Here is a 21,418-nt window from a genome sequence, read left to right as displayed (position 1 = left end):
GATATGATGCGCGGCCAATGAGACCGATAAAAATACCCAGTTTTAGCCTGCTTTTCCGGGATTTTCAAGATTCTAAGAGTGATGAAGATACCGCATTATATCAACATCATCGCAGGATCATAACAACATCATGACAAGTCTTGTTATGATGCTGTTATGACGTTGCTATGACGTTCACCAAGAAGTAGCCATCGGGAGCATACATGGAAACAAACACCGCCGAACTCATCGAAAACCTACGCCGTAGCCAGGCTGAAAACGGACAGGTAGAAGTCAAAGCTGCAGCTGGCGGGTTCCCCAAGTCTGTTCTTGAAACCGTTAGCGCCTTCGCTAATGGAGACGGTGGCACCATTCTTCTCGGCCTCACCGACCCGGCAGAAGGTCTACAGCCGGTTGAAGGTTTCAACGCACAGGCAGTCCATGATGCATCTGTTGAGGCAATCCGTTCCAAGATTACGCCTCGACCTCCGGCAGATATTCACATTGAGCCAGTAGAGGGCCAGCGCCGTATCGTGCGCATCGATGTACTCCCCGGCGACCCGACGCAGAAGCCCTACTACATCGAAGCACACGGCATGTATAACGGCTCCTACCAGCGTGTTGGAGAGGCCGATATTCGCCTGACTAAGTACGAGATTGACCGCCTCCTAGAGAACCGCAGTCAGCCCCGCTATGACGAGGAGCTGATTAGTGAGGCAAGCTTCAAAGACTTCTCCCCCACCCTTGTGAGTGCCTATGTCGCTCGCCTGCGCGAGGAGCAGCCTCGTGTTTTTGCGGCGCTTTCTGACCGTGAGGTTCTTCTGCAGGCACGCATTCTACGCATCGATTCTCAGGGCCGAGAAGTGCCCACTCTTGGAGCGCTTCTCGCTATGGGTTCATACCCGCAGGCGTTCTTCCCACAGCTGATGATGAGCGTTGTTGTTCTTCCTGGTGAAGAGCTTGGTGAGGTCACCGAGGACGGTCGACGTTTCCTGGACAATCACAGCTGTACCGGCCCTATCCCCTCCATGTTGGATGAAGCTATGGGCGTTCTGGTTCGCAATATGCGCAAAACATCCACGATGGAGGGCCTCAACAGCAGCGGTATCGGGCGGGTTGAGCGCTACGAGTATCCGCTGGAGGCTATCCGCGAGCTCCTGGTCAACGCCCTCATGCACCGCGACTACTCCCCTGGTGCGCGCGGCTCGCAGGTGCAGGTTGAGCTCTACACCAACCGCCTGGTGGTGCGTAGCCCGGGTGGTATTTACGGTGCTGTAACTATCCGAGATTTCGGTCAGCCCGGTGTTTCTTCAACCCGCAATAGCTACTTGGCAAGCATTCTGACTGATCTGCCCGACCCGGGTACGGGGCGTTTGATTGCAGAGAATAGGGCTTCCGGTATTCCCACGGTTCTGCGAGCGCTGAAGGATGCGGGTCTGCCCGCTCCCCAGTTTGCTGACCGTCTACTCTATGTGCAGGTCACTCTGATGCAGCCTCCGCAGGGTGTGTCTTCTACGGAGCAGAAGACCGCGCCTGAGGATAAGATTCAGCAAGTAACCCCTTCCGAAAACAAACATTCAGCCGACACCGTCGAACTGGCGGGGGCCTATGCGTCGCTTGACGGCCTCAGTGAACGCCAGGCCGGCATTGTGCGCGGTCTGCGTGCACAGGGCGAGGCGGTTTCCGCGGCATTTATCCAGGAGCATTGGGGGCGGGGCGCTTCACGTACTTCCATTACGAATGACCTGCGCGGTCTTGTGGATGCGAAGCTGATTGTCCCGACGGCTCCGCCGCGTAGTAAGAACCGTAAATATCGCGCTGCTTAGACGTGCCCGATAAAAGGTACATAAAGGGGAGGGAAATAGAGCGGATATTCTCTATTTCCCTCCCCTGGTGCGTAGCTAGCCGAGTCAGTAACTAACCGAGGCGGCGTTGAAGGCAACCCCGGCTTAGCGGCAGGGCTTTAGCCGCAAGCCCACTCAAAGACGACCTGCGAGAAATCGCGGGCGGCAAGCGCCTCCGGAGTAATCAGCCAGTTTGCCGCACCGGCATCACCCCACATCACGTACACGCCCTCCTCTGCGTCCTCACCCCACTCCGATTCGATGGTCAGCAGGTTCACAGTGTGGCCGCGCAGCTCCTCGAACTCATCGCGCGGATCCTCCTGCACGAATGAAGGGTAGCCGCCGATATGCGAGTAATCCCTCTCCTCCGATTCGAAGGGCTCCAGCAGGTTGTAGGAGGCGTCATCTCGTGCATTCGGTTCCTTAGGAAGCTTCTGGTCCGGGTACATTTCATCCCAGGCGTCAGCGAACTGGTCGTAGATTTCGAAGCCACCGTCCAGGAAGCCCTGTTCCCAGGTCTCGAAGGCAAGTGCGTACTCGGCAGTCTCCTCAGAAACACCCTTACCATCAGGTCCCAGAGGCCAGCCGCCCTCGTCCCAGTCAACGTTGGGGAAGAGAGCATCCGGGTTCGGCTCACCCAGAGTCTCGTAGTAGATAACGCGGTGGTTCTTCTGCGAGAGCGGCTTCTCGTAGTCGTAACCCCACAAGCATTCTTCGTCATTGGGATTAATCCAGAACTGCAGCAGACCGGTCGCCGGGTAGATATTGTTTTCGGGCAGGTCGGCGCAGTTAATCTGCGCAATCATGCCCAGCGGCTCCCCCTTCTCATTGGTCGGCGGCAACTCGCCGGCGGGCAGGTACGGGCGGCCATCAATTTTAGAAGCAGTCTGAGGCAGCGGCGCTTCGGGGCGGGTTACCTTCAGACGGATCGCCTGCTTGCGGGCGCCACGCTCGTTGAGTGCGTCGATGACGCGGCGTACCTGCGCCAGGGTCTCTTCTGAGGGCTTGTTCCTCGGCATGATGTGTTCGTTTCGTCGGTGAATTATTCGGTGTGGAAGGCGCGGGCAACGATACCGCTGCGCCTTTCTGCCCCCATTAGACCCTATTTCGGGCGGGCACGCACCGATTCCGGTCACGAGTGCATCCAGCGGGCAAAAAGCAGGTGCATGGCGTGCAGAAAGCGCCGATTCCGGCCGCATAGGAAAGCACCCGGTTTTCTGTGTTTTACGGGCGGTTTCAGAATTTTTCAGAATTTTCCCAGTTTTACCCCGGGGTAGATTAAAAACTGCTTATCGTGTCAGGGGTCGCTCATAGAGTGTAGGTGTTGGAAGGGACGATCCTTCCGACCGGACACGCCGTCTCCTGCGGTGTTGCCGCTAGGTTAATTCAGCATCTACGGAAGGAACGGTCATGGAAAACACCACTCACGAGAGCCAGTACGCAAACGCAGAGATTTCCTGCACCGCAGATGAGCAGCTGTGCCGTGATGCAGAGTTCAACCTGCTAATGCAGGCGGGCACCATCGTTCGTATGGAGCGTTTCAACGTGGAGGAGCTCCGCGGCGTTCTGAAGCAGCTGGTGGCTGACGGTTCGTGCTTCCGCACCGCGCCGGTGTCCTCGACTATGGACCGCGTGATGCATCACCTGACTCAGGGCGCTTCCGGTTACGAGGCGAACCTGGCTGAGCTACGTGCGGCGGCGCAGAACGCTCTGCTGTTCGTGTTCCCCCTGGAGAAGGACCTGGAGATGTGCCTGCGCTTTGAGCGTGTGCAGGGTACCGGCCTGGCGTTGACTCGCCTGGGTGTGAGCCCGGTCAATGGTGACCTGTGGACTCAGCACTGGGCGATGCGCGTGCTGGAGTGCACTGGCGGTGTGTTCGCGGTGGAGTCCGCTCCGGGGGCCTGCGATTTTGAGCTGCACCACAAGGTGTTCTACGCGATGCTGTCGCTGGTTGAGCTGTCGACTTTGGGTCTGTCGGCTGAGCCGAAGGACTTCTACATGTTTGCCGATTCGGAGGCTGTGTATAAGAAGTTCAAGCGTGAGCGTCGTGATTGCCGCCGCGCAATGCGTGCCCAGTACGACCGCGCCGCATAAGGTATATCGTGTATGCCATATCCGGCATACACACATATCAGAGCCATTTGTTCTTCTTAAAGAACCAGTAGAGGAGCAGACAAGAACCCACCATGAGCAACAGCGCGGCGGGGTAGCCGAACTGCCATTTGAGTTCGGGCATGACCTCAAAGTTCATGCCGTAGATCGAGCCAACGATGGTGGGCACCATGAGCAGCGCCGCGTAGGCGGAGATTTTCTTAGTGTCATCGTTCTGCTGCTGACCGAGCAGGGTATCGTGCACGCGCAGAGCGTTTTCGAGAGAGCTACGAAGGTCTTCAAGGCGTTCTTTTGTTTGTGTTACGTGGTCGAGCACGTTGCGGAATTGCCGGGCGAGCTCAACCGCTTCTTCATTCTTTTCTTCGTCGGATGCGCCCGGGTAGGGTGAGGGGTCGAGCGCACCGGTGCGCATGCCTTCGATGATACGGCCAATCATGGATTCGAGGGGTCGGCAGGCACGCTGGAAGTCGATAACCTGGTTGAGCAGTTCGTAGATGCGCTGGGCGAGGGTGTTGGCGTCTCGTCGCTCATTGGTGGAGAAGAGGATGTCTTCGATTTCGTCACTGTCGTTTTCGAGGCCGTCCAGCACGGGTGCATACCCGTCGACGGTGCTGTCGAGGATACGGTGCAGCAGTCGAGCGGGGGATGCGTCGGGGGTGGCGTAGAACAGGTTGAACTGGTCGTTGATGCGCTGGTTGTTGCGTTGTTCGTCGCGGACGAGTGCGAGGGTGTAGCGAGGGCCGGTGAAGAGGTGCAGTTCGCTGAGGCGCACTTCTTCTTCTTTGTCGAGGTAGATAGCGGGGCGGATGACGGTGAAGAGGGAGTCGCCGTATCGTTCTAGTTTGGCGCGCTGGTGGCCTCGTCCGGCATCTTCGATGGCGAGTTCGTGCAGATTGAAGGTTTCTTGCAGGCCGTACAGTTCGTAGATGTCGGGGTTGGCGTATCCGAGGGCGACAGCGGTGTTAGGCTGCTGGTAGGCGTTGAGGGTTTCTTCTTCGGGTGCGCCTATGCGGATACGGTCTCCGCTGGGGTAGATGGCTCCGGTAATGTAGGTCATCGTTGTCCTCCTCTGAACGCTTTTGCACCACGTGTGCGAGGCGCTCTTTCCAGCATACGGCACACGCCCTACCCGGTCACATGTACCGCGCGTGCACCCAGCATACGAAAAGCCCCCGGAAGGCACCTATAAGGTACCCTCCGGGGGTTCACGTATTTAGCTTATTAGATTAGTTTTCGTTGATGAGGTCACGAACCACAATGGTCTGGTCACGATCCGGGCCCACACCAATCGCAGAAATACGGCAGCCGGAAATCTCTTCCAGCTTCAGCACGTACTTACGGGCGTTCTCGGGCAGCTCATCCAGGCTCTTCGCATCCGAAATGTTCTCGGTCCAGCCGTCGTAGTACTCGAAAATCGGCTTAGCGTGGTGGAAGTCAGTCTGAGTCATCGGCATCTCGTCGTGGCGCACACCGTCAACATCGTAAGCCACACAAACCGGGATCTTATCCAGGCCGGTCAGGACATCCAGCTTGGTGATGAACAGGTCGGTGAAGCCGTTGATACGCACAGCCTGACGCGCCAGCACGGCATCGTACCAGCCGCAACGACGCGGGCGGCCAGTGTTCACACCGAACTCGCCGCCGGTGGTTCGCAGGAACTCGCCCATCTCATCGAACAGCTCGGTCGGGAAGGGACCAGCACCCACGCGGGTGGTGTACGCCTTCTGAATACCAATCACGCGGGAGATGCGGGTCGGGCCCACGCCCGAACCGACGCATGCACCGCCGGAGGTCGGGTTGGAGGAGGTCACGAACGGGTAGGTGCCGTGGTCAACGTCCAGGAAGGTTGCCTGGCCGCCCTCCATCAGCAGGGTCTTACCCTCGTCCAGTGCCTTGTTCAGCAGCTGGGTGGTGTCCACAATCATCGGCTTCAGACGCTCAGCGTATGACATGAAGTACTCGACGATTTCATCGACCTCAACGTGGCGGCGGTTGTAGACCTTCACCAGCAGTTCGTTCTTCTGGCGCAGTGCACCTTCAACCTTCTGGCGCAGAATCGACTCGTCCAGGATGTCCTGAACACGCACGCCGAGGCGGCCAACCTTATCCATGTAGGCGGGGCCGATACCGCGGCCAGTGGTGCCGATAGCACGCTTGCCGAGGAAACGCTCGGTCACCTTGTCCATGGTCTGGTGGTAGGGTGCGACCAGGTGTGCGTTAGCGGAAATCTTCAGGCGGGAAGTATCAGCACCACGAGCCTCAAGGCCGTCAATCTCAGCGAAAAGAGCTTCAGGGTTAACAACTACGCCGTTACCAATCACGGGGACGGCGTTATCGCTCAGGATACCCGCGGGCAGCAGCTTCAGCTCAAACTTCTGGCCGTTCACCACCACGGTGTGACCGGCGTTGTTACCGCCGTTGGGCTTGACCACGTAGTCTACGCGGGGTCCGAGCAGGTCGGTTGCCTTGCCCTTACCCTCATCGCCCCACTGGGCGCCCACAATCACGACAGCTGACATTTTTGTGCTCCTTGAAAGCCTTGAAGATACGCACCGGATTTCACGGCGCGGCGGCGACCTACCGCCTCATGATCCGGGTAGGCACAGCTCTTCTAATGATACCGTGCCCACCCCTTTAAGTCCCGTGTAACGAGTCGATAGGCGTGCCGAATACGGTGCCGGTGAGCTTCACCGAGCACGGCAACGCCCCCATCCAATATTCAGACGGGGGCGCTACCGATATGAGCCGTGAAGACTACTTGAGGATCTCGATGAAGGTCATCGGGTAGGTGTACTGCTCACCGCGGTTTGCAGCTAGAGCAGCCAGGCTGTGGAAGATAACCATCAGGATAGACACAACCAGCGGGACAACCCACAGGATGATGCCCAGGATGCCGAAGGTCACCACCATCAGCACCCAGGACGCCATGCTGATGAGCCACAGGGAGAAGTTGAAGTTGAACGCACGACGTGCCGATTCCTTAGTGAAACCGTAACCGGGCTTGTCCTTGTAGATGAACCACATCACCAGCGGTGCGAGAATACTTGCGGTTGCAAAAGACAGCAGCGACAGAATTGCAGAAGCCAGGTGTGTGAGCATCGCCATGTTCTGGTCGTCCTTGGAGGAAACCACGTAACCGTTGGGCTGATCCGGTGCCTGCGAGTAGGAGGGTGCCTGCTGGGAGTACTGGTTGTACTGTTCAGGGTGCTGGGACATCGTTCTTTTCCTTAATCTATCGATGAGTGGATACAGCTAATCGTTGAGGCGCGGCAGCAGAATAACTCGCCGTTTTTCGGCGGGTGCCCGCCTCGCTCTGCTTGGTCGCAACGCTCGTGATGGTTTCACCCTATCAAGGCAAGGTAAATGGAATATTAACCCTCGCCGGACAGCAGGCGAAGAAACCCGAATATGACAAGAAAAAGACGCCTCTGCCCCTCCACGCGGTGTTACGTGCGCGGAGGGGCAGGTCGTTATACGGTTCTGGGGCTACTCTGTTGTTTTGTGAATCCCTCGATGTCCGCGTAGCCATCCGGCCGGCGGTGTACACCAGGTAGTACCAGTACTCGGCATACCCCGTCTCCGCTTTCTGGATGAGTTCCCTCAACCGGTTCTTACGCTTCGCCGCCTGAACAATACCCACAATCCATAGGATTGGCACCACAAAAAGTGATCATATACCGATAGTGATGAAGAAGAGCAGCACCGACATGCCGGCACTACCATCAAACATGCTCACCAAAGGAACCAGCACAAACGGGTTCAGTATCAGTAGGGCAAAAAGCACAGTTTCCGAGACGAATCGGATGAACCACCAGAATTCATTACCGGCTGATTAATGTCAATACACCGATGCGAAGTGTGGCTCACAGACGGGGTGCACTCGCACACCAGCATTTGTGATAGATGTTCAATAGATGTTTGAACAATAACAACTAAATCTGAAAAGAAGCTGAATTTGAGTGCAAGTGAACCATATGAAAGACCGTGCTGACGAATATGTCCACAATTTGATGTATTTAGAAGTAATAAACGCTTCACAAGCCACTTTGGAGTGTATCCTAGTTCACATCTAGCGTGTTCAAGTTCAGCTAGAACTCACCAGAAAAACACACAAGCCTCCCAGAAACACCCCGGGAGCCAAGCAAAGGAGCACCGTGAAACACACCACCTCCCCAAACCCCCACGGCTGGTCGCATCGACACCGAATCGGCAGTGGGCTACTCACCCTCAGCATGGCACTGAGCCCCCTCGCAGCACTGGGCACCACCGCCCACGCCGCGGAAGACCCCGACGCCACCAAGCAGGTACTCAGCAAAAGCATGAAGAGCGCCAGCGGCACCGTCACCGCCTTCGTCCGATTCAAAGGTAAGGGCGCCTTTGAACAGACCCAGCCCGCAGGCGTACGCACCGGCACGCAGGCACCCGTCAACCAAAGCTCGCAGGTGCAGGCCATCGCCTCCCAGGTGCAGAGCCAGGCACAGCAGGTCAGCAACCAGTCCGGCGCCCAGGTTCTCTACACCACCCACAACGCAGTACGTGGCGTGGCAGTGCGCGGTGACGCCGAGTCCATCAAGGCGCTCGCCAACCGCTCCGACGTGGAGAAAATCTCGCCCATCCTGCCCAAGTACCGCCAGAACGCGGGCGCCGCCATTGACGCAGGCTCCCTCGCCACCTGGACCGGCACCACCAACTCCGCCGGAGCGGGCGGATACACCGGCAAGGGCGTAAAGATCGCCGTCATCGACTCCGGTATCGACTACACCCACACCGATTTCGGTGGTAGCGGCAAGCTCGAAGACTACGAGAAGGCATCCAAGCTCACCGAGCTGCCCTCCGCAGACTCCGGCCTCATCAACCGCACCAAGGTTGCTGGTGGCTACGACCTCGTCGGTGACAACTACGACGGTAGCAACACCGCCGTTCCCGACGGCAACCCGCTCGACTGCACCACCGGCGGCCACGGCACCCACGTGGCTGGCACGGCGGCAGGCTACGGCGTAAACGCCGACGGCAGCACCTTTACCGGCGACTACAGCAAGCTCACCGCAGAGCAACTCAAGGCAATGAAAATCGGCCCCGGCGTCGCCCCCGACGCTGAAATCTACGCCTTCCGCGTCTTCGGTTGCAGCGGCAGCACCAACGTCGTTATCGAGGCGCTCGACCGTGCCCTCGACCCCAACGGTGACGGCGACTTCTCCGACCGCGTGAACGTGGTCAACATGTCCCTCGGCGGCGAGTTCTCCCCGCAGGACGACCCCGAAGCCTACGCCGTTGACGCGCTCACCCGCGCCGGCGTTCTCTCCGTGATCTCCGCGGGTAACGCCAACGACTACAGCCTGCGCGGTGACACCTACTCCAACTCCGGTCACCCCGCCACCGCAGCCAGCGCAATCACCGTGGCCAACGCCTACGGCTCCACCCGCGCCGTCGATGCGGCAGAGCTGACCGACCCCGCCACCGGCACCACCCGCAAGGTACGCGGCGACTACAGCGCCTCCTACCCCTGGGCACAGGCAGGTAGCAAGGATTTCACCGGTGAAGTCACCGCAATCTCCGAGAACAACCGCTACGCCTGCAACGCTCTCAGCGCTACTGAAGCGGCAGCTGTAAAGGGCAAGTGGGTGCTCATCGACTGGGCAGAAGCCGACGGTAACCTCACCTGCGGCTCCAAGGTGCGCTTCGACAACCTGCAGGCCGCAGGCGCCAAGGGCGTACTGCTTGCAGGCCATGACGAAGAACCCGGTCTGGGTATTGCCGGCAACGAGACCCTGCCCGGTTTCCGCCTGGCAGCATCCGCCGCTAAGGACCTGCGGGCACAGATTACCGCAGCAGAAGCGGCAGGTAAGCCCCTGACCGTGCGCCTCGGCAACGAGCTGAAGTCCTCCCTGCGCGTAGACACCGGCAAGCTGGATCAGCTGAACCCCATGAGTGCCCGCGGCTTCCACGGTAGCTACGGCTACACCAAGCCCGACATTGCGGCACCCGGCTCGTACATCACCTCCGCGGCGGTAGCAACCGGTAGCAACTCCGTGACCTTCAGCGGCACCTCCATGGCGGCCCCCTACGTGACCGGCTCCGCCGCCCTGGTCATGCAGAGCCACCCAACCTACACCCCCGCACAGGTCAAGTCCGCCCTCATGAATACCGCCACCCACGATGTGCGCACCGAACCCGGTGCCGCATACGCGGTGGATCGTGTGGGTGCTGGACGAGTCGACACCCTCGCTGCCGTGCAGTCGAAGTCCCTCGTCTACAACGCTGACAAGAGCGGTACCGTGTCCCTGAGTTTCGGCGTGCTCGAGTACGCACCGGATGCAGGCGTTCAGACCCTCACCCGCGAGGTGACGGTCGAGAACACTGACTCCGTGGCGCACACCTACGCCCTATCCTACGCTGAAAGCACTAATATTCCCGGTGTGGAATATTCCTTCCCCTCCGCGGTCACCCTTGCACCCGGTGAGACTAAGAAGCTCGAAGTCACCGTACGCATCGACCCGGCCAAGCTGGAGAAGACCCGCGATCCGGCAATGGACGTAACCCAGAACGCAACTGACTACTACACTGGCAACGAAACCGTACCCGCACAGTACCGTCAGTACATTGCGAGCGCCTCCGGCCGACTCGTCCTCACTGAAGACGGCACCAAGGCATTGCGCCTGCCCATCCACGTGGCACCCAAGCCCGTGAGCACCATGCACGCTGCTGAAAACACCGTCACCTTCACCCAGAAGCCCTCCAGCGACGAGGCACAGAAGGCAGACACCGGCTGGACCAAGTCCCAGATTTCGCTGCGCGGCACCGAGGTCAACCAGGGCGGCTACCGCTCCCTGCTTGGCGCTTTCGAGTACGGTGCGAGCGTGGACCGTGTGGCTCCCACCTCCCTATCGCTGAACAGCAACGTTAAGGCGAACCTGCAGTATGTCGGTGCTTCCTCGGATGCGCCCGCACTGAAGGCGGCCGGCGGCAACGCTGATGACGGCACCCTGCGCTTCGGTATCTCCACCTGGGCGAACTGGGATGTTGTCTCCTACGAGAACACCTTCACCGTAGAAATCGACACTGACGGCAACAACCGCGCCGACTACAAGCTGGTCACCGACCGTGCTAAGGGCCTGGACTACCCGCTGGTGCGCCTCTACGGCTACAAGAACGGTAGCCTCGTCGAGCTCGCCCACTATCCGCTCAACGGCGCCTGGGGTGATGTGGACACCAACATGATGGACACCAACACCCTCATCATGGGTGCACCTCTCAAGGACCTGGGCCTGACCAGCGCAAACAACCCGGACATCCAGTACCGAGTCAGCGCAACCACCCAGTACGAGTGGGGTAACGTCAGCGAAACCGGCTGGATCAAGTACCGCCCCTTCAGTCCCAAGCTGTGGTTCAGCGGCGACGACTCCTCCACCGTGGCTGGCCTCCACCCGGATGCCCCCACCACCACCCTGACGGCGCACCGCTCCGCTGACGCAATCCCCGCGCTCGGCGAATCCGGCGCACCTGCCAAGGCGCTGCTGCTGCACCTGCACAACGGCACTGGCGACCTCTCCGGCACCAACAGCGCTAAGGGCAACCGTGCCGAGGTGCTGAACATCAAGGAGCAGCAGACCGAGTACATCACTCCGTCCCGCTTCACCGATGTGAAGAACACCGACCAGTTCTACACCGAGATCTCTTGGTTGGCTCAGCGTCGCATCACCACCGGCTACCCGGACGGTACCTACCGCCCACTGGAGTCCGTGGAACGTGGCGCAATGGCGGCGTTCTTCTACCGCATGCAGGGTTCCCCGCAGTTCACTGCCCCCTCCACTCCGAGCTTCAAGGACGTGCCCACCACGCACCCCTTCTACAAGGAGATTGAGTGGATGAAGGCTCAGGGCATCACCACCGGCTATTCGGACGGCACGTTCCGCCCCTCCGCACCGGTGAACCGTGACGCCATGGCTGCGTTCTTCTACCGTGCCGCGGGTTCCCCGCACGTGGACCTGCCCGCAACCAGCCACTTCAGTGATGTGTCCACCGATAACCAGTTCTACCGTGAAATCACGTGGCTGGCTTCGAAGGGCATCAGCACCGGCTGGCCCGACGGTACCTACCGCCCGGTAACCCCCATTGCCCGCGATGCGATGGCGGCGTTCATCTACCGCTACACCGAGAAGGTTGCTAACCAGGCCGGCCGCTAGACGGTAGTGAACCGGTAGCGAACAGTTCGGGTTCCCTCCCACCCCCCTGCATGGGGTGGGAGGGAACCCAGAACCGGCAGGCTCCGGGGTTGAAGACCTCGGACCCTCTCAAGTTTTGGTGGCGGTTTCACCGGCGGACGCACTCACTCGTCGTCTGCCGGTGGGGCCGCCTCCGCATATCACCGATATACAACCACAGAGCACACAGCATCCAGCGAAAAACAGAAAATCCGAAGGAGGATTCCATGACAACGCCTCATGCGCCACGCCGCAGAATGAAGGCTGTCGGTGCGACCGGTTTGAGTGCGGCTCTTGCCCTTACTCTCGGTGTTCCCGCCACTTTCTCTGCAGCTCACGCTCAGAGCCCCCAGCAGGTCGAAGGAAGCACTGCGAGCGCATCCGGTAACGCTGCCTCGCGTATCAGCCCGGGCCTGCAGAAAGCTGAAGGCCAGATCACTGTGTATGTGCAGTTCAAGGGCAAGGGTGCGTATGAGCAGACCCAGTCCTCGGCTGTTCTGGCACGTAAGGAGGCGCCGGCGAACCGTCAGGCGCAGGTGCAGGCTATTGCCGCCCAGGTGCAGTCGCAGGCTCAGTCTGTGGCGGCTGCTTCTGGTTCTAAGCTGATGTACACCACGCATAATGCGATGCGTGGTGCGGCGATTACTGGTGATGCTGCGCAGATTCGTGCGTTGGCGGAGCGCCCGGATGTGGAGCGTATTTCGCCGATTATCGCGAAGGAGCGCATGAACTCCGGTAGCGAGATTGATACGAAGACTCTTGCTACGTGGACTCGTGAGAATACGGGGTACACGGGCAAGGGCGTGAAGATTGCGGTTGTTGACTCCGGTGTTGACTATACGCACGCTGATTTTGGTGGCCCCGGTACGGTGGATTCGTACCTGAAGGCTAAGGCGATGACGGAGCTTCCGTCTGCTGATTCGGGTCTGATTGATCGTAATAAGTTCATTGGCGGCATTGACCTGGTCGGTGATGACTACAATGCGTCGGTGGCTGAGAAGTCGACTCCGCAGCCGGATAATAACCCGCTGGATTGCCGTCCGGATGGTTTCGGTTCTGGCGGTCACGGCACCCACGTGGCGGGTACTGCCGCCGGTTATGGTGTGACGGCGAACGGTACGACTTACCGTGGCGATTACAAGAACCTGACGGAGGAGCAGCTGAAGGGCATGTCCATTGGCCCCGGTACTGCTCCTGAGGCTCAGATTCTGGCGATTCGCGTGTTCGGTTGCTACGGTAACTCGAGTGTTGTGATGAAGGCACTGGATACCGTCATGGACCCGAACGGTGACGGTGAATTCTCTGACCGCGCCGACATTGTGAACCTGTCTCTCGGTGGCGAGTTCGCCCCGGCTGACGACCCCGAGTCGTACATGATTAATACGATGGCGCGCCAGGGCGTGTTCACTGTGGCCGCTGCCGGTAACGCCAATAACTACAACGGTGTGGGTGACACCTACTCTGATTCGGGTAGCCCCGCGAATGCGGCTGCGGCACTGTCGGTAGCGAACGCCTACGGCTCCACTCAGCCGATTGACCGTGCCCGCGTGACCACGAAGACTGGTTTGGAGTGGTTGCAGGGTGATTATTCGGTGAACTTCAATTATTCGAAGGCTACCGCTGATCAGCTGCGCGGCGAGGTTGTTGCCGCGCCGAAGCGTAACCGTTACGCTTGCGAGGCCTTCACCGCTGAAGAGACGAAGGCTCTGAAGGGTAAGTGGGTTTACTTCGACTGGGATCAGGACGACTTGTCGTTCCCGTGCGGTTCGAAGGTTCGTTTCGATAACGTTCAGACTGCTGGCGGTCTAGGTGTTGTGATGGCCGGTAAGGCTGAGCGTTACACCATCGGCATTGGCGGTAATGCGACCATTCCGGGTCTGCGTCTGACTGCTTCTTCGACGAAGGACCTGGAGAAGGCTCTGGTTGCCGGTCCGGTGACCGTTGAGATGAACCTGGATTACAAGGCTTCGGGCCGTGGCCCTCACTCGCACGCTTTTGACCTGAACACTTCGAGTGCTCGCGGTCAGCACGGTGCTGATGGCTTCATTAAGCCTGACCTTGCGGCGCCGGGTACTGAGATTGTGTCTGCTGCTGTGGGTACGGGTGCTAAGGGTGTGTCCTTCACCGGTACTTCGATGGCAACCCCGCATGTTACCGGTATTGCCGCCCTGGTGATGCAGGCGCATCAGGATTACAACCCGCAGATGGTTAAGGCTGCGCTGATGAACGGCGCGTCCACCCCGATCAAGAATGAGCAGGGTGCGCAGTATGCGGTGGATCGTGTGGGTACGGGCATGGTGAATGCTCGCGCCGCCGTGGACGCGAAGGTTATCGCGTACGACGCGAAGACCCCCGAGCGTGTTTCGACCGCGTTTGGCGTGCTGGAGTACACCCCCGATTCGGGTATTCAGACTGTTCAGCGTGAAATCGTTCTGGACAACACCGATTCGCAGGCTCACACCTACACTCTGAACTACGAGGCAAGTACGACCATCCCGGGTGTGGAGTACTCCTACCCGCAGCAGGTGAGCGTGGGTGCCGGAGAGCGTAAGAACGTGACCGTGACCGTGCGTATTGACCCGTCTAAGTTGGAGAAGACCATGGACCCGGCGATGAGCGCGGACCAGGTCGCTCAGGACTGGACGACCGGTCAGACTCTGGCTGCTGGTAAGCGCCAGTACATTGCGAGCGCTTCTGGTCGCCTGATTTTCTCGGAGAATGGCCGTGAGGCGATTCGCCAGTCGATTCACGTGGCGCCGAAGCCTGTCTCCGCGATGCGTGTTGATGCGTCCCGTATTGATTACAAGGGCACTCCAGATAAGGAGTCCACGGTGACTCTGCGCGGTACGACTCTGAACCAGGGCGGTTACCGTTCGCTGCTTGGTGCGTTTGAGCTGGGTGCGGTTAGCGACCGTATTCCGTCCGGTCAGCTGAAGCTGCCGTCGAACCAGGCTGTTGACCTGCAGTATGTGGGCGCTGTCTCGGACGCTCCGGCGTTGAAGGCTGCCGGCAAGAACCCGAACGATGGTTCTCTATTCTTCGGTATTTCGACCTGGGGTACTTGGGACACTATGCACTGGGGCCGTCAGGTGCAGGTGCAGATTGATACGAACAACGACTCCACCGCAGATTACGTTCTGGAGGTGACCCGCGAGAAGGGTCTGGACTACCCGCTGGTGAAGGTCTGGTCCATCTCCGGTAACGCATCCACCGTGGTGGCTCGCTACCCGTTGAACAGTGCCTGGGGCGACACCGACACCAACACCATGGACACCAACACCATGATTCTGGGTGTGCCGCTGAAGGACCTGGGCCTGACTGCTGAGAAGGCGCAGACCATCAAGTACACGGTGCAGACCGACACCTGGTACAACGATGGCAACCCCTACGTTGACACCACCTCGGCTATCGAATACTCCCCCTTCAACCCCGGTGTTTGGTTCACCGGTGAGGAGTCGGGCGTGCCCGGCCTGTTCGTGGATCGTGACGGCGGCCAGCTGACCGTTCACCGCAAGAACAACAACAAGGAGCGTCAGGCTCTGTTCCTGCACATGCACAACGCGACCGGTGACCTGAGCGGCCGTAAGACCGCTAACGGTATTGCCGCTGGCGACCGTGCGCAGGTCGTGAAGGTGGCTCGCACCATCCACGATGCACGCTTCACCGACGTTCCGAAGGACAACCAGTTCTACCGTGAGATCACGTGGATTGCTGCCCGTCAGATTGACCGCGGCTACCAGGACGGCACCTTCCGCCCGCTGAACAACATGGACCGTGCAACCATGGCTGCGTACTTCTACCGTATGAGCGGCTCGCCGCAGTACACCACACCGTCCACCCCGAGCTTCTCGGATGTTCCGCTCAACCACCCCTACTACAAGGAGATTGAGTGGATGAAGGCTCAGGGCATCACCACCGGTTGGCCTGATGGTACGTACCGTCCGGAGGCGTCGGTGAACCGTGACGCGATGGCGGCGTTCTTCTACCGTTACGCAGGTTCACCCGAGTACACTGCCCCCGCGCAGGCTCGTTTCACAGACGTTCCGACCGACAAGCAGTTCTACCGCGAGATTTCGTGGCTGGCTGAGCAGGGCGTGACCACCGGTTGGCCCGATGGTTCGTTCCGTCCTGTGGAGCCGGTGCACCGCGACGCTATGGCGGCGTTCGTGTACCGCTACAGCACGGGTGTGCTGAAGGAAAGCCCCGAAATCTAGGGTTTATAAGGTTCTACCGCTGTAGGTTCTACCGAGGGAGCCGTACCGTTGCAGTTTATCTGCGGCGGTGCGGCTCCCTTTTTCTGTGGTTGGGTGCTTTCTACTGACGCATAATGTTCCGTAATACGAGCCTGACTAGGTTATATAAAGAATCGTTGAGACAATAAGTGAAGGTTTCTTCACCAGGCGGCATGAACCTTGACGTTCACGCTGCACGGACACCCTGGAGGCGCACTGCAGACACGCTGGAGACGCAGTGCGGACGCACCGTAGCACTCTCGGTGCAGGACCCTCGATGCAGAAACCGCTAAGAAACACACCATCACTAAAAAGGAGCATTCAGTGGCAACCTTCCCTGAAGCTACCCCTGCACGAGCAGCCCGGCACACACAGCCGGGTCGCTTCAAGCAGCTGGCACGCAGCTGCGGCGCACTCACCCTGGGGCTCACCCTCGGGCTGACCGCCTTGCCGTTCGGTACCGCCGCCTACGCGGGACCGGGCATAGTACGCGGCGCAGACCGCAACGCACCCCACCATGACACCGGCACCGGCGAGAACAACAACGAAGTCCTCTCCCCCAGCCTGGACGGCGCCACCGGCGAACGCGCCGTGTTCGTCCGATTTAAGGGTCAGGGTGCGTACGCACAGACTCAGCCGGACGCAGTCCGCTCCCGCGCACAGGCACCCGTCAACGCGCAAGCACAGGTGCAGGCGATTCGTGCCAGTGTGCAGCAGCAGGGCGCCTCCGCGGCGAAGGAATCCGGCGCGCAGGTCCTGTACACCACCCACAACACGATGCGCGGCGTGGCGCTCTATGGTAACGTCGAGCAGATTCGTGCGCTCGCAAACCGCAACGATGTGGAACGCATCAGCATCATTGAGGACATGGCACCGCAAAACAGCGGCACCCTCATCGATACCGACACGCTCTCCGTGTGGGCGAAGAGCCCGGCGAACCCCGCCTCCACCGGCTACACCGGCAAGGGCGTGAAGATTGTCGTGCTCGATACCGGTATCGACTACACTCACGCCGATTTGGGTGGCCCCGGCACGCAGGAAGCCTTCGAAAAGGCTAAGGTATCCGACACGATTCCCGAGGGTACCTACGATCCGAAGAAGTTCCTCGGCGGCTACGACCTGGTCGGTGACGATTACAACTCCGCCAAGAAGGAAACCTCCATTCCCCACCCGGATAACAACCCGCTCGACTGCGGCGGCCACGGTAGCCACGTGGCGGGCACTGCAGCAGGCTACGGCGTGAACGCGGACGGCTCGACCTTCCACGGCGACTACTCCAAGCTCACCGAAGACCAGCTCAAGGACATGAAAATCGGCCCGGGCTCCGCACCGGATGCCCAGCTGATTGGCCTGCGCATCTTCGGTTGTAAGGGCACCACCGCGTTCGTCCCCAAGGGTCTGGACCGCGTGCTCGACCCCAACGATGACGGCGACTTCTCGGACCGAGCCGACATCGCGAACCTGTCGCTCGGCAACGAGTTCGGCGTATTCGATGAGACCGTGAACTACGCGGTCGGCTCCCTCTACCGCGAGGGCATCCTCTCCGTGATTGCGGCGGGTAATGCAAACAACTACAACGCCGTGGGCGACACCTACTCCAACTCGGGCGGTCCCGGCACCAGCGCCTACGGTCTGACCGTGGCGAACTCCATCGGCTCGACCCAGCTGGTGGACCGCGTGAAGATTCTCGCCCCCGCGAACGAGGCGGACACCTACGGCGACTACTCGGTGAACTTCGACTACTCGAAGGCGACCGAGGAGCAGCTTCGCGGCACCGTCGTGCGTGCCGCATCCCGCAACCGTTACGGCTGCGAAGCATTCACCGAAGAGGAGGCCGCTGCTCTGAAGGGCAAGTGGGCTCTCATCGACTGGGCGGACGCTGACGGCGTATCCCCCTGCGGTTCAAAGGTGCGCTTCGACAACCTGCAGGCGGCGGGCGCAACCGGCGTGGTGCTCACCTCGAACACTGAGGTTGGTGACACCGCTATCGGCGGTAACCCCGGTATTCCGGGTGTGCGTCTGTCAAAGAGCCAGGTGGAGCGCCTTTCCGCGCAGATCGATTCGGGTGAGCTGACCCTGCAGCTCGGCGAGAACCTGCGCGACTCGATTCGCGTGCCCAACGGCAAGCTGGATCAGGCGAACACCTCCACCGCGCGTGGCCTGCACGGTTCGCACGGCATCACCAAGCCGGACGTTGCGGCACCGGGTACGAACATTTCCTCCATCGAGGTTGGCAGCGGTACCGGTTCGAGCGTGAAGACCGGTACGTCCATGTCCACGCCCTTTGTTGCCGGTGTGGCGGCGCTGATGATGCAGGCGCACCCGGAGTACGGTCCGCGCATGCTTAAGACCGTCATCATGAACACCGCCGACCACCACATGCAGGACGCCTGGGGTAACCCGTACGCGGTGGACCGTGTGGGTACCGGCCGCATTAATACGCGTGCGGCGGTGGCTGACCGCGTTATGCTGTTCAACGCGGCACGACCCGAGCAGGTTTCGGACACTTTCGGCGTGCTTGAGTACACCCCGAACGCCGGTGTGCAGACCCTGCAGCGCCGCGTGAACGTTGAGAACACCGATTCGGTGGCGCACACCTACACCCTGAATTATGAGGGCAGCACGAGCATCCCCGGTGTGGAGTTCTCCTACCCGCAGTCCGTTTCTGTGGGTGCCGGTCAGAAGACAACGTTCACCGTGACGGTGCGTATTGACCCGTCGAAGCTGGAAAAGACCCGTGACCCGTCCATGTACCCGAACCAGGATTCGGTGAACTACTCGACCGGTACGGTGACCATTTCGGGTGCCCGCCAGTACATTGCGAGCGCTTCGGGCCGCCTGATCCTGACCGATGCTGACTCTTCGGCTGCGGTGAAGACCCTGCGCATGCCCCTGCACGTGGCACCGAAGCCTGTCTCCGCGATGCGTGTGGCTGGCTCCGATATTGCCTTCGATTCGAATGGTCTGGGCGCGCTGGAGCAGACCCTGACCCTGCAGGGTACCGCAGTGGATCAGGGCGGTTACCGCTCCCTGCTGGGTGCCTTTGAGCTGGGCGCTTCGAGCCCGCGCATCCCCACCGCGAAGCTGGGTGTGGGCTCGGATTCCCGCATGGACCTGCAGTACGTGGGTGCCGCCTCGGATGTGGCGGCGTTGAAGGCTGCCGGCGCGGACACCTCCGCCGCGCGCCTGTCCTTCGGTATTTCCACCTGGGGTAACTGGCAGGAGGTGACCCCGCGCGGCACCTACTACGTGTTCGTTGATACCGACAAGGACGGCGTGAGCGACTACCGCCTGCAGACGGTGCGTGAGAAGGGCCTGGACTACCCGCTGGTGAAGGTTTCTAAGCGCAGCAACGGCAAGTGGCAGGCCATCGAGAACGCCCTGTACCCGCTGAACGGCACCTGGGGTGATACGGACACCAACATCATGGATTCGAACACCCTGGTGATGACTGTTCCGCTGAGCGTTCTGGGTCTTGACCCGAACGCCGAGTCCACCGAGATTTCATACTCGGTGACCACTTCGAGCGCGTTCTCCGCTACGACCGTGGTTGATACGACTGATTCGGTGGTGTTCAACTACGCAGCGCCGAAGCTGTGGTTCAGCGGCGAGTCTGCGGGCGTTCCGAACCTGTTCGTGGACGCACCCTCCACGCAGCTGGTGGCGCACCGTAACGGCGATACGAAGAACGTTTCTGCACTGTTCCTGCACATGCACAATGCGACCGGCGACCTGTCCGGCGTGAACGGTGCTGCGGGTGAGCGTGCGCAGGTTCTGCGTGTCTCTTCGAACTCTGAGGCTACCGCTGCGAGCGCACACTTCAAGGATGTTCCGGCGGATTACCCATTCGTGAACGACATTAACTGGCTGGCTCAGCGTCGTATTACGACCGGCTACCCGGACGGCACGTTCCGCCCGAACGGTTCGGTGGAGCGCGGTGCTATGGCGGCGTTCTTCTACCGTATGGCGGGTTCGCCGCAGTTCACTGCACCGTCCACTCCTAGCTTTAAGGATGTGCCGCGTGACCACCCGTTCTACAAGGAGATTGAGTGGATGCGCGCTCGCGGTATTACTACCGGATGGTCGGATGGTACGTTCCATCCGAACGCTGCTGTGAATCGTGACGCTATGGCGGCGTTCTTCTACCGTTTTGCGGGTTCGCCGGCGTATTCGGCTCCTGCGGCGTCGCCGTTTAGTGATGTGTCGGCCGGTAGCCAGTTCTACCGTGAGATTTCGTGGCTGGCTGAGCAGCGTATTACGACGGGTTGGGCTGATGGTTCGTTCCGTGCGGTTCAGCCGATTGAGCGTGGCGCGATGGCGGCGTTCTTGCACCGTTATAACGTGCGTGTGCTGAATAACCGCTAGTCAGAACGTTATATCTGAGCGCTAAATACCCCCGGCGGATGCTGTACGCATCTGCCGGGGGTACTTGCTTGCCCTGCCCGAGGCGGGCTAGTTAGTGGCGGCGGGCTTCTTTACGGTTGAGCTTCTCAATGGCGGCTTCCACCTTGGACTTGCGGTGACTCAGCTTCCAGAGGCTAAAAGACTGCGTCAAGGTACTCTTGCCTATCTCCACGAGGGAAGGCAGCCCCTGCCGGATGAGTGCCTCATTGATTTCTTCCTGGGTGGCGCCCTGCTCCTTCATCTGCTCGACGATGATGTTCGCCTCCGCTATTTTCCCGGAGGTGAGCGGGTGGTTTTCGAGGCTGGTTTCGATGTCTACGAGCTCATCGTAGAGTTCAGTTTTTGTTTTTGCCATGGTGCTGTCTTCACCGTCCTTGGTTGACGTGTTCTGTGGCGTAGCGGGGGGGGGCGTTTTCCCTCATCACCGGGTGTTTTGAACGGTATTTGAACCGTACACTCATCCTAGCAAACGAGGGGGGTGGAACAAGGATTGCAACCTGTGAGTACGCTGCGTATTTGCGGAACTAGAGGAAGGCTAGAGCAGCACTGAACCCGCCGCGAAGGCGGGTCTGAACGCGCCGCGTGGCACACTACCTTGCTTCCCTCGGCGGTTCACCGCACGGGCCATAAGGTGGAGCGTACACTT

At 59.9% G+C, this 21,418-nt stretch carries 10 protein-coding genes; 5 read left to right on the top strand and 5 right to left on the bottom strand.

What is annotated here, in order from left to right:
- Positions 1-203: 203 nt before the first annotated feature.
- On the top strand, positions 204-1,805 hold the full coding sequence (locus ACUXHH_RS07655; RefSeq protein WP_279789815.1) for an ATP-binding protein: 1,602 nt from the start codon (positions 204-206) through the stop codon (positions 1,803-1,805).
- 137 nt (positions 1,806-1,942) lie between these two features.
- On the opposite strand, the gene ACUXHH_RS07650 is transcribed toward ACUXHH_RS07655, so the two are convergent.
- Positions 1,943-2,842, bottom strand: coding sequence for a YwqG family protein (locus ACUXHH_RS07650; protein WP_279741510.1), 900 nt, complete (start codon positions 2,840-2,842; stop codon positions 1,943-1,945).
- Positions 2,843-3,233: 391 nt separating this feature from the next.
- On the opposite strand from ACUXHH_RS07650, the gene ACUXHH_RS07645 reads away from it, so the two are divergent.
- Complete coding sequence (locus ACUXHH_RS07645) at positions 3,234-3,917, top strand: integrase (RefSeq protein WP_279791349.1); 684 nt, start codon at positions 3,234-3,236, stop codon at positions 3,915-3,917.
- A gap of 37 nt (positions 3,918-3,954) precedes the next feature.
- Here the strand turns inward: ACUXHH_RS07645 and ACUXHH_RS07640 are convergent, their stop codons facing one another.
- The 3 genes from ACUXHH_RS07640 to ACUXHH_RS07630 all read right to left on the bottom strand — a co-directional run bounded on the left by ACUXHH_RS07640 (position 3,955) and on the right by ACUXHH_RS07630 (position 7,151).
- Complete coding sequence (locus ACUXHH_RS07640; protein WP_279754973.1) at positions 3,955-4,992, bottom strand: magnesium and cobalt transport protein CorA; 1,038 nt, start codon at positions 4,990-4,992, stop codon at positions 3,955-3,957.
- A gap of 169 nt (positions 4,993-5,161) precedes the next feature.
- A complete protein-coding gene (locus tag ACUXHH_RS07635; RefSeq protein WP_279741516.1) occupies positions 5,162-6,454 on the bottom strand; it encodes an adenylosuccinate synthase in 1,293 nt (430 codons plus the stop codon).
- A gap of 235 nt (positions 6,455-6,689) precedes the next feature.
- Positions 6,690-7,151 carry a DUF4870 domain-containing protein gene (locus tag ACUXHH_RS07630; RefSeq protein WP_279789823.1) on the bottom strand — a complete coding sequence of 154 codons (462 nt, stop codon included), beginning with the start codon at positions 7,149-7,151 and terminating at the stop codon, positions 6,690-6,692.
- A gap of 938 nt (positions 7,152-8,089) precedes the next feature.
- On the opposite strand from ACUXHH_RS07630, the gene ACUXHH_RS07625 reads away from it, so the two are divergent.
- The 3 genes from ACUXHH_RS07625 to ACUXHH_RS07615 all read left to right on the top strand — a co-directional run bounded on the left by ACUXHH_RS07625 (position 8,090) and on the right by ACUXHH_RS07615 (position 20,733).
- Entirely contained in the window at positions 8,090-12,118 is a 4,029-nt protein-coding gene (locus tag ACUXHH_RS07625; RefSeq protein WP_458391171.1) for a S8 family serine peptidase, read from the top strand.
- 245 nt (positions 12,119-12,363) lie between these two features.
- On the top strand, positions 12,364-16,350 hold the full coding sequence (locus ACUXHH_RS07620) for a S8 family serine peptidase (protein ID WP_458391170.1): 3,987 nt from the start codon (positions 12,364-12,366) through the stop codon (positions 16,348-16,350).
- Positions 16,351-16,692: 342 nt separating this feature from the next.
- Positions 16,693-20,733, top strand: a complete 4,041-nt coding sequence (locus ACUXHH_RS07615; RefSeq protein WP_458391169.1) for a S8 family serine peptidase — start codon at positions 16,693-16,695, stop codon at positions 20,731-20,733.
- Positions 20,734-20,824: 91 nt separating this feature from the next.
- Here the strand turns inward: ACUXHH_RS07615 and ACUXHH_RS07610 are convergent, their stop codons facing one another.
- On the bottom strand, positions 20,825-21,127 hold the full coding sequence (locus ACUXHH_RS07610; protein ID WP_458391168.1) for a recombinase: 303 nt from the start codon (positions 21,125-21,127) through the stop codon (positions 20,825-20,827).
- Positions 21,128-21,418 lie beyond the last annotated feature (291 nt).

The organism is Rothia sp. 110740021-2 (assembly GCF_054263775.1).
This window is presented reverse-complemented; position numbering and strand designations above follow the sequence as displayed.